This is a genomic window from Streptomyces sp. NPDC005303 (assembly GCF_040607335.1).
GTDB lineage: Bacteria > Actinomycetota > Actinomycetes > Streptomycetales > Streptomycetaceae > Streptomyces.
This window is the reverse complement of record NZ_JBEXGM010000001.1, coordinates 229,517-238,126: the sequence shown is the minus strand read 5'-3', so window position 1 is coordinate 238,126 and position 8,610 is coordinate 229,517. Positions and strand designations below refer to the sequence as shown.

Below are 8,610 nucleotides of genomic sequence, written 5' to 3'. Positions count from 1 at the left end.
CCAGCCCCCACTCACCCGCACCCGCCCGACAACCGAACCCGGCACCCCCACAGGCGCCCCACCCAAGCACAGCGAAACGGTCCCGCCCTCTCGGGCAGGACCGTCAGCCAAACCCTCAGCCGGCCACAGCCTCCAGCACCCGCACCTCCTCGGACGACTCCTCCCCCACCACCCGCTTCCGCGACGGAATCAGCAGAGCCGCAACCCCGGCGAGAGCCACTACCCCCGCCCCGGTGACCAGCGCCGGCTGCAGCCCGTCGACGAAGGACTGCCCGCTCTCGTAGCCGCCCTGCGAGGAGAAGATCGAGGCCATGACGGCGATTCCCAGCGCCCCACCCACCTCACGCAGCGCGTTGTTCGCCCCGGACGCGATGCCCTGTTCCTTGGGACGCACGCTCGACATGACCAGATTGGACGCGGGGGCGAAGAACAGTGCCATGCCGATGCCGCTGAGGATGAGACCGGGAAGCTGCGCGGCGTAGGACGCGTCGACCGTGACCACGGACGCCATGTACGCGAGACCCGCCGCCTGGAAGAAGAGCCCCGCGGCCACCACCGGCCGGCCCCCTATGCGATCGGAGAGGATCCCGGCGATCGGCGCGACGAGCATCGGCATGCCGGTCCAGGGCAGCATCCGCAGGCCCGCCTCGGTGGGCGAGTAGCCGAGGACGCCCTGCATGTACTGGCTGAGCAGGAAGATCGAGCCGAACATCCCGAGGAACATCAGCAGGCTCGCCGCGTTGATGCCGGCGAAGGCCCGGGAGCGGAACAGCCGCATGGGAAGCATCGGGTTCTTGGCCCGGGTGCTGTAGATGACGAAGGCGGCGAGCAGCGCGGCCCCCGTGAACAGCGCCAGCAGGACCTCGGAGTCGGTCCAGCCGTCGGACGGGCCGCGGACCAGGCCGTACACGATGCCGAAGAGGCCGCCGCTGGCGAGCAGTGTGCCGGGGATGTCGAGCCGCGCACCGGTGCCGTGGGACTCGGCGAGGCGCAGGCGGGCCAGCGGCAGCAGGGCCACGCCGAGCGGGACGTTGAGCCAGAAGATCCACTGCCAGGAGATGTGTTCGGTGAGGCTGCCGCCGATCAGCGGTCCGGAGGCGACCGCGAGTCCGTTGACGGCGCCCCAGATGCCGTACGCCATCCCGCGCCTGGCGGCGGGCACGGCCGCCGTGAGGAGGGTGAGCGTGAGGGGCATCATGATCGCCGCGCCCACGCCCTGGACCGCGCGGGCGGCGATGAGGGAGTTGATGCCGGGGGCCAGGGCCGCGGCCGCCGACGCGCCGGTGAAGATCGTGAGGCCGGCAAGGAAGAGGCGGCGGCGGCCGAAGCGGTCTCCGAGTGCCGCGCCGGTCATCAGCAGGACGGCGAAGGTGAGCGTGTAGGCGCTGACGGTCCATTCGAGGTCGTGCAGCGCTCCGCCGAGGTCCTCGCGGATGGAGGGCAGGGCCGTGGTGACGACGAGGTTGTCGAGGGCCGCCATGAATCCGGCGACGCTGGTGATGACGAGGGCCCAGACGGCTCCCCCGCGACGTGCGGTCGGTGCGACTTGCGGTTGTCCTTGCTGTGACATCGCTCCCCCAGCGGGTGTGATCGGTGATTAGTTATTGATTACTAAGTTTCTCGATCATGAAAAGGCGCCGGTGACGCCTTGTTCACTGCAGGCCTCAGTGCTCCGGTCGGCCCGTGTTCCCTGCCGACGGGTCCATGCCCGCCCAGACCCGGTGCCCGGGCGGGAAGCCCATCGCCACCAGGCAGTTGATGAGCATTCCGTGCGCCAGGAAGGTCGTGGTCTCGTTGACGTCGGCGCCGAGCGGCAGGTGGACGGTGTCCCACAGCCGCATCCAGCCGGCGCGCACCGTCTCCCCGAACTCGCTGTCACCTTCTTGCTCGGCGGCCGCCACGGCGACGTACATCTGCATCTGCATCATCAGCCACTCGGGCCGCTCCACGATGACCCGCATGTACGCATCCGCCATGGCATGCAGGGCCTCTTCGCCCTTCAGCCCCTTGGAGGCGTCCTCGAAGGTGCGGATGGTGTCCTCCACGCAGCGCTCCGCCGTCGCCAGGAAGATCGCCTTCTTGCCCGGGAAGAGCCGGAAGAGATACGGCTGAGAGACCCCGACGCGCTTGGCGATCGCCTCGGTCGACGTGCCGTGGTAGCCACCGCGGGCGAACTCGGCGGTCGCCGCACGGATGACGCTCTCGCGCCTCTCGTCTGCACTCATCCTGGCCATGCGACTAAGTTAGTGCTCAATCACTAACTTTGCAAGAGGCGAGTTCCAGAACGCTCCAAGACGCCGGTAAGGGGCGCTCCACCATGGAGAGCGCCCCTTACCGACAACCGTGTCCGACCCTCAGGCCAGTCGTACGACCGCCCGTGACATCCCCAGCACCTTCTGCCCCGCGCTGGTCGCCGTGAGGTCCACGCGGACCGTGTTGTCGTCGAGCTTGGCGGCGACCTTGGCGCTGACCTCGATCGTGGCGCCCTGGTCGTCGTTCGGGACGACGACGGGCCTGGTGAAGCGGACGCCGTACTCGACGACCGCGCCCGGGTCGCCGGTCCAGTCGGTGACCACGCGGATCGCCTCGGCCATGGTGAACATGCCGTGCGCGATGACGTCCGGCAGTCCGACCTCCTTGGCGAACTTCTCGTTCCAGTGAATGGGGTTGAAGTCCCCGGAGGCACCCGCGTACTGGACGAGGGTGGCGCGGGTCACGGGGAAGGTCCCGGCCGGCAGCTCGGTGCCGACCTCGACGTCGCCGTATGCGATCTTCGCCGTCATCTTCTTTCTCACGCCTCCTCGGCCGCGCGCGCGACGAGCTTGGTCCAGGCGGTCACGACGTGCTCGCCGGCCTCGTCGTGGACCTCACCGCGGATGTCCAGGATGTCGTTGCCGGCCATGGACTTGATCGCCTCGATGGTGGAGGTGACGGTCAGACGGTCACCGGCGCGCACGGGGCGGACGTAGGCGAACTTCTGGTCACCATGCACCACGCGGCTGTAGTCCAGGCCGAGCTGCGGGTCCTGCACGACCTGTCCCGCGGCCTTGAACGTGATCGAGAACACGAAGGTCGGCGGGGCGACGACGTCGGGGTGACCGAGCGCCTTGGCGGCCTCCGGGTCCGTGTACGCGGGGTTGGTGTCCCCCACCGCCTCGGCGAACTCACGGATCTTCTCCCGGCCCACCTCGTAGGGGGCGGTGGGCGGATAGGTCCGCCCCACGAAGGACTGGTCGAGCGCCATGGGTCTCGGCACCTCCTGGTAGCTCTGCGCTGTCTTACTGACCGTATCGGGTCTCTCAACGACGCGAGGCCGCCCCCGATCTCTCGGGGACGGCCTCGTGTACGAGCCTGAATTATCGCGTTTCGCGGTGCGCGGTGTGCGCGTTGCAACGCGGGCAGTGCTTCTTCATCTCCAGTCGGTCCGGGTTGTTACGCCGGTTCTTCTTGGTGATGTAGTTCCGCTCCTTGCACTCCACGCAGGCCAGCGTGATCTTCGGGCGGACGTCGGTGGCAGCCACAGGAGTGCTCCTTGACGAACGGATGGGACATTAACGCATAGAAGAGTAGCCGATCGAAGGACCGACCCCACAATCGGCTACTGTCTGTAGCGGTGACCGGACTTGAACCGGTGACACAGCGATTATGAGCCGCTTGCTCTACCGACTGAGCTACACCGCTGAGATGCGATCCGTTCCCGTCTCACGACGGGAACCTCACACACCAGAGCCCCAATACGGAATCGAACCGTAGACCTTCTCCTTACCATGGAGACGCTCTGCCGACTGAGCTATTGGGGCGAGCGATGAAGACATTACACGCTCCGCCGCCGTTCGCCCAAATCCGTTTCGTGGGGCCCCGGGCGCCTTGATCCACGGGGTTCCCGGGGGCCTCGACAGCCCCTTCCGTACGAAGGACCACGCCGGTACGACTATTGCGCTCCTCCCCGTCACGGGCGTGCCGTCACCCTAGGCTCGACTCACTCTGCGTGATCTTGCGACCTGTTGCGCGGTTCCGGCGGCTCGGGGCCCCGCAGCCCGAGCCCCTGGAGCGCGATGCCCGACAGCCAGCCGCAGCCGCCCCACTCCTCGTCCTCGTGGGGTGCCGCGTGGTCGGGCCGGTCCGATGGGGCCGGTCTGCTGTTGTGCGGGGCGCGGCTCACCGACGGCAGAACCGTGGACGTACGGCTGGGCGGCGGGCGCATCGAGGCGGTCGGTACGGCCGGGAGTCTGGCCGGGACTCCGGCCGGGAGCGACACACGCGCGTGCGGTGCGCGCGTGGATCTCAACGGATACCTGCTCCTTCCTGCCCCGGCCGAGCCGCACGCCCACGGCGACACCGCGCTGTCCGCCGACGCCGAGGGCCCCGTCTCCCCCGACCCCCAGGACGTCCAGCGCCGGGCCACGGAGGCCGCTCTGCTGCAGCTCGGGCACGGGGCGACCGCGCTCAGGGCACACGTACGCGTGGGTGACGTCCAAGGGCTGGGCGCGCTGGCCGCCGTACTCCAGGCACGGCGGTCGCTGCGCGGGCTCACCGAGCTGACGGCCGTGGCGATGCCCAGGGTGCTGACCGGGGTGGCAGGGACGGAGGGGCTCGCCATGTTGCGGGACGCCCTGAAGATGGGTGCCTCGGTGGTGGGCGGCTGCCCGGACACCGACCCGGACCCGACCGGCTACGCCGAGGCGGTCCTGGAGGTCGCTTCCGAGCACGGCTGCCCCGTCGATCTGCACACCGACGCCACCGACCCGGCCCGGCTCGCCCGCCTCGCCGCCATGGCCGGGGGGGTGCGGCCCGGCGTGACCCTCGGCCCGTGCGCGGGCCTCGACCGGCTTCCTGCGGAGGTGGTCTCCCGCACCGCCGACCAGCTCGCGGCGGCCGGAGTCGCCGTCGTGTGCCTGCCGCAGGGCGGCTGCGCGGGCGTGGACCGGCGGGGCACGGCTCCGGTACGGCTCCTGCGCGCCGCCGGGGTCCAGGTGGCCGCCGGCAGCGGCGCGCTGCGGGACGCCTCCAACCCCGTGGGCCGCGGGGACCCCCTGGAGGCCGCCTACCTGCTCGCCTCCCGGTACGGGCTGCGGCCGGAGGACGCCTACGACGCGGTGAGCACGTCGGCTCGAGCCGTCCTCGGTTTGCCCGAGGTGCGCGTGGAGGCAGGCTTTCCGGCCGAGTTGCTCGCGGTACGCGGCGACCGCCTGGCCGGCGCGCTCTCCCTGGCGTACAGCCGGATCGTGGTGCATGGGGGGCGCGTGGTGGCACGGACGAGCGCTGTGCGTGAGTACTGCAACTCGGCGGCGAACGGGGAGTGGGGGCTGCCTCGGCAGGGGCGGGGCGGGGCGCCGTAGGGGGTGGGAGCCGAGGGGGCGGGGTCATCAGGGAGGCGGGAGCGGGGCTCCTGTGTCCCCTGCGCACTCCCCTGACGCGGCGTTCACGGGTGTTCCGGCGTACGGTCGAAGGCATGCGTATTGTCATCGCTGGTGGTCATGGTCAGATCGCGCTGCGGCTGGAGCGACTGCTCGCCGCGCGTGGGAACGAGGTCGCGGGGATCATCCGCCGTCCGGAACAGGGCGACGACCTGCGGGACGCCGGTGCCGAACCAGTCCTGCTGGACCTGGAGTCGGCCTCGGTCGAGGAGGTCGCGGCGGCTCTGCGGGGCGCCGACGCGGCGGTCTTCGCGGCGGGCGCGGGCCCCGGCAGCGGCGCGTCCCGCAAGGACACGGTGGACAAGGGCGCCGCGGTGCTGTTCGCCGACGCGGCGGTCCGGGCGGGCGTACGGCGCTTCGTGATCGTGTCCTCGATGGGCGCGGACCCGCGGCACGAGGGCGACGAGATCTTCGACGTCTACCTACGCGCCAAGGGCGAGGCCGACGCCTATGTGGCCGGCCTGGACGCCCTGGACTGGACGATCCTGCGACCCGGCGCGCTCACGGACGACGCCGGCAAGGGCCTCGTCCGCCTGGAGGCGCACACCGGTCGCGGCCAGATCCCGCGCGACGACGTGGCCGCCGTACTGGCGGAGTTGCTGGACACCCCCGCGACGGCCGGACTGACGCTGGAGCTGGTGAGCGGTTCCACGCCGGTGTCGGTGGCGGTGAAGTCGGTGGCGGGCAACTGAGGGTGCCCGCGGGACGCGTTCACCCGCCGGCCGGCCCCGGACGTGGACTGGCCGAACATGCTGGACGGCGGTCGGCTGCACGGACGTGAGCCGGTACGGACGTACTGGGCACGGCGGTTCGCAGCCGGGCATCCCCTCGTACGGCTGGAGGGCCTACGGCCGGGTGAGCCCGGCGGGGTTGCTGCGCCCAGCTCTTCAGAACAGGGGCAGCTGGCCGGGTAGGAGGGAGACCGCGTACCCGTCCAACGACGGCTGCGCCGCTCCGAGTTCCGCCTGCCTGCGGGAACCCGGACAGGAGACCAGCTGCCCCCTCTCACGCGCTCCGGGCGGGTCGTGCCGGGCGAAGCGGCCGGCGACGACGGCGATCTCGCGACGGCATTCGGGGCAGAGCCTGCGACGACTGGACATGCAGTCAGTGTGCCCCGGACCGGCGGGGCTTGAGCGTCTGGAGTGGTCGGCTGCACCGTAGGGGCGTGGGAGGACGGAGTGGGGCGGGCGCCGCGGCGGGGTATAGGCGGGGCGCGAGCAACGGCGGCGAGGCTCCGGGGCGGGCAGGCGGCCGTCGGGGGCGGGCCGGAAGATGACGCGGAAACCGCCGGCCCTTCTGAACACCCTTCGCCAGCCAAGCCCAGGTGCTCCAGGAGGCCTTCTGTGCTGCCATCACCGTGACGCTCCTGGCCCTGCCGTGCAGCGTCGTCAGGCATGCCGGGGGGCAGGCACCGACCCCACCGTCTCATCGATCTCAGCCGCCGGTGGCTGCCGTACTGGCTGGGCTACGTGGCCTGATCACGGTCACCCGGCTCACCCTCGGTGTCGCAGCCGGAACCATGGCCCTTTCCGCTCCTCATCGCAACCAGAAACACGAAAAGACCCCCTCCGCCCTGCGTTTCCGCAGTTCGGAGGGGGTCTCATTCTCAGCGTGGCGGCGCCAGGATTCGAACCTGGGAAGGCTGAGCCGGCAGATTTACAGCGGGCTCCGCGCACCGTCTGCGACCTGCGGGTTTCTCTACAACTACCGTCGTCGGGGGACGCATGGGGGAAACACTAGTACCTGCGACCTGCCACCTTTCAGGCCCTGTCCCCCGGCGAGTGGGCCGAGCAAGCACGCCTTCACCTGCGGGCGCAGCGCATCGGGGCTGGCGCTCGGGGTTGCCGGGCGGCACCGCCGCTCCGTCGTCCTCCATCGCTCCTTGGTGATCCAGCCGTCGAGTTAGATCACGGCCGTCCTGCACGCGCGGTCATCCGTTCAGCTCTAGCGAGAGGAAAGCTAAGAGGATCGGACTTGTACTGGGAGTGTTACCCCTCCCAGACACGCAAGGACACGCATGAAAATGAAACCAATTGCACAGGTCCTGATTTTTTCTAATCCCCGCGACGAGACGACTCATGTCGTGGCAGGCAAAGTCGAGAAGCTGGGCGGACGGGCTTTTGTCATCCACCCTGAGGAATCGGGGAGTTCGATTTTCGCTGCAGTGAAATTGGCGAGCGAGCAGGCGAGTGCCCGGGGAAGCATTCGACTTGGAGGGCTTACTGTCAAGCTGGAAGATGTCTCTTCCATTTGGTATCGGAGACCTCGCCTCCCTGAGTTCTCTGGAATGAAGGAGCAAGATCGACGCCTTGCTGTCTCAGAATGGGACACCTTCTGGCGCGCCCTGTGCGGAATTATGGAACCGTGCATTTGGGTATCGGATCCTCAAAATCTTCAGGGTGCGGCCCGCAAGACGGTGCAAGCCGCTATTGCCACAGCGGTCGGACTCCGCATCCCGCGCACATTAATTACGAATGACTCTCAAGAAGTTCTCGCCTTCTATGGCGAGTGCCGAGGCAGAGTGGTCGCGAAACCTACGGGACCCGGGTGGGTGGAGGCAGAAGACGGCGCGGTCACATGCTTCCTCACCAATCGGGTGACTACAAACGACATCCATGATGAATCCGCACTCAAAGTGTGCCCGGTAACATTTCAGGAGGAAATTGCGAAGGACTACGAGATTAGAGTCAACGTCGTTGGTCGCGATGTGCTTGCCGTAAAGATCGAGAGCCAGTGTTCGGCAGTATCTGAACTCGACTGGAGGCGATACGATACGAAAAATACACCCTATAGCGCCTATGTTCTTCCCCGGTCCGTGGAGGACCAGTGCAGAGAGATTACTTATAGGCTCGGCTTGAACTTCGGGGCCATTGATCTAATCCGCACCCCGGAGGGGGAATATGTATTTCTCGAGATCAATGGAAATGGCCAGTTCCTTTGGGCTGAGTTGCTCTCTGGGGTAGACGTCAGCGGTGCTCTTGCCGAACTCCTCGTCGGCCTGCGCGAACCTCTATGTAGGCGTAGCGTAGAAGGAAGGAGGTGAGCGCTATGTCTGACAAGCTCTCGGAAGTAAGGCCGTTCTTGACGCGCTTCGGTGAGTCCGAACAGTCGCTGCACCTACCCGCGAACGCCTCACCGGAGCAGGGGGGCGAGAGCAACCCTATTGAGGAGGGGGAGGGGCCACGCCCGGAGC

General features: G+C 68.4%; 9 protein-coding genes and 2 tRNA genes. 3 read left to right on the top strand and 8 right to left on the bottom strand.

Annotation, left to right across the window (positions count from 1 at the left end):
* Window positions 1–115: 115 nt before the first annotated feature.
* The 7 genes from ABZT93_RS01145 to ABZT93_RS01115 all read right to left on the bottom strand — a co-directional run bounded on the left by ABZT93_RS01145 (window position 116) and on the right by ABZT93_RS01115 (window position 3,800).
* A complete protein-coding gene (locus ABZT93_RS01145; RefSeq protein WP_356097102.1) occupies window positions 116–1,570 on the bottom strand; it encodes a DHA2 family efflux MFS transporter permease subunit in 1,455 nt (484 codons plus the stop codon).
* A 94-nt stretch (window positions 1,571–1,664) separates the two neighbouring features.
* Window positions 1,665–2,234 carry a TetR/AcrR family transcriptional regulator gene (locus tag ABZT93_RS01140; RefSeq protein WP_356097099.1) on the bottom strand — a complete coding sequence of 190 codons (570 nt, stop codon included), beginning with the start codon at window positions 2,232–2,234 and terminating at the stop codon, window positions 1,665–1,667.
* Window positions 2,235–2,354: 120 nt separating this feature from the next.
* A complete protein-coding gene (locus ABZT93_RS01135; RefSeq protein ID WP_356098388.1) occupies window positions 2,355–2,783 on the bottom strand; it encodes a MaoC family dehydratase in 429 nt (142 codons plus the stop codon).
* An 8-nt stretch (window positions 2,784–2,791) separates the two neighbouring features.
* Window positions 2,792–3,244 (bottom strand): MaoC family dehydratase N-terminal domain-containing protein, encoded by a 453-nt coding sequence (locus ABZT93_RS01130; RefSeq protein WP_356097096.1) that lies wholly within the window; start codon window positions 3,242–3,244, stop codon window positions 2,792–2,794.
* A gap of 112 nt (window positions 3,245–3,356) precedes the next feature.
* On the bottom strand, window positions 3,357–3,521 hold the full coding sequence (rpmG, locus tag ABZT93_RS01125; RefSeq protein ID WP_003948671.1) for a 50S ribosomal protein L33: 165 nt from the start codon (window positions 3,519–3,521) through the stop codon (window positions 3,357–3,359).
* A gap of 87 nt (window positions 3,522–3,608) precedes the next feature.
* Window positions 3,609–3,681 (bottom strand) — tRNA-Met (locus tag ABZT93_RS01120).
* A gap of 46 nt (window positions 3,682–3,727) precedes the next feature.
* A tRNA-Thr gene (locus ABZT93_RS01115) sits at window positions 3,728–3,800 on the bottom strand.
* A gap of 255 nt (window positions 3,801–4,055) precedes the next feature.
* On the opposite strand from ABZT93_RS01115, the gene ABZT93_RS01110 reads away from it, so the two are divergent.
* Together ABZT93_RS01110 and ABZT93_RS01105 are read left to right on the top strand one after the other, a co-directional pair.
* On the top strand, window positions 4,056–5,339 hold the full coding sequence (locus ABZT93_RS01110; RefSeq protein WP_356097093.1) for an amidohydrolase family protein: 1,284 nt from the start codon (window positions 4,056–4,058) through the stop codon (window positions 5,337–5,339).
* 113 nt (window positions 5,340–5,452) lie between these two features.
* On the top strand, window positions 5,453–6,109 hold the full coding sequence (locus tag ABZT93_RS01105) for an SDR family oxidoreductase (protein WP_356097090.1): 657 nt from the start codon (window positions 5,453–5,455) through the stop codon (window positions 6,107–6,109).
* Window positions 6,110–6,304: 195 nt separating this feature from the next.
* Here ABZT93_RS01105 and ABZT93_RS01100 read toward each other — a convergent pair whose 3' ends face one another.
* The gene (locus tag ABZT93_RS01100) at window positions 6,305–6,517 is read right to left on the bottom strand and encodes a hypothetical protein (RefSeq protein ID WP_356097087.1); all 213 of its coding nucleotides are present in this window, start codon (window positions 6,515–6,517) and stop codon (window positions 6,305–6,307) included.
* Window positions 6,518–7,434: 917 nt separating this feature from the next.
* On the opposite strand from ABZT93_RS01100, the gene ABZT93_RS01095 reads away from it, so the two are divergent.
* Window positions 7,435–8,460, top strand: coding sequence for an MvdC/MvdD family ATP grasp protein (locus ABZT93_RS01095; protein WP_356097084.1), 1,026 nt, complete (start codon window positions 7,435–7,437; stop codon window positions 8,458–8,460).
* Window positions 8,461–8,610 lie beyond the last annotated feature (150 nt).

What these genes read in the sequence shown, in the direction of transcription:
- ABZT93_RS01145 (WP_356097102.1), bottom strand. Translation starts at nt 1,570, where the DNA reads ATGTCACAGCAAGGACAACCGCAAGTCGCACCGACCGCACGTCGCGGG.
- ABZT93_RS01140 (WP_356097099.1), bottom strand. Translation starts at nt 2,234, where the DNA reads ATGGCCAGGATGAGTGCAGACGAGAGGCGCGAGAGCGTCATCCGTGCG.
- ABZT93_RS01135 (WP_356098388.1), bottom strand. Translation starts at nt 2,783, where the DNA reads ATGACGGCGAAGATCGCATACGGCGACGTCGAGGTCGGCACCGAGCTG.
- ABZT93_RS01130 (WP_356097096.1), bottom strand. Translation starts at nt 3,244, where the DNA reads ATGGCGCTCGACCAGTCCTTCGTGGGGCGGACCTATCCGCCCACCGCC.
- ABZT93_RS01110 (WP_356097093.1), top strand. Translation starts at nt 4,056, where the DNA reads ATGCCCGACAGCCAGCCGCAGCCGCCCCACTCCTCGTCCTCGTGGGGT.
- ABZT93_RS01105 (WP_356097090.1), top strand. Translation starts at nt 5,453, where the DNA reads ATGCGTATTGTCATCGCTGGTGGTCATGGTCAGATCGCGCTGCGGCTG.
- ABZT93_RS01100 (WP_356097087.1), bottom strand. Translation starts at nt 6,517, where the DNA reads ATGTCCAGTCGTCGCAGGCTCTGCCCCGAATGCCGTCGCGAGATCGCC.
- ABZT93_RS01095 (WP_356097084.1), top strand. Translation starts at nt 7,435, where the DNA reads ATGAAAATGAAACCAATTGCACAGGTCCTGATTTTTTCTAATCCCCGC.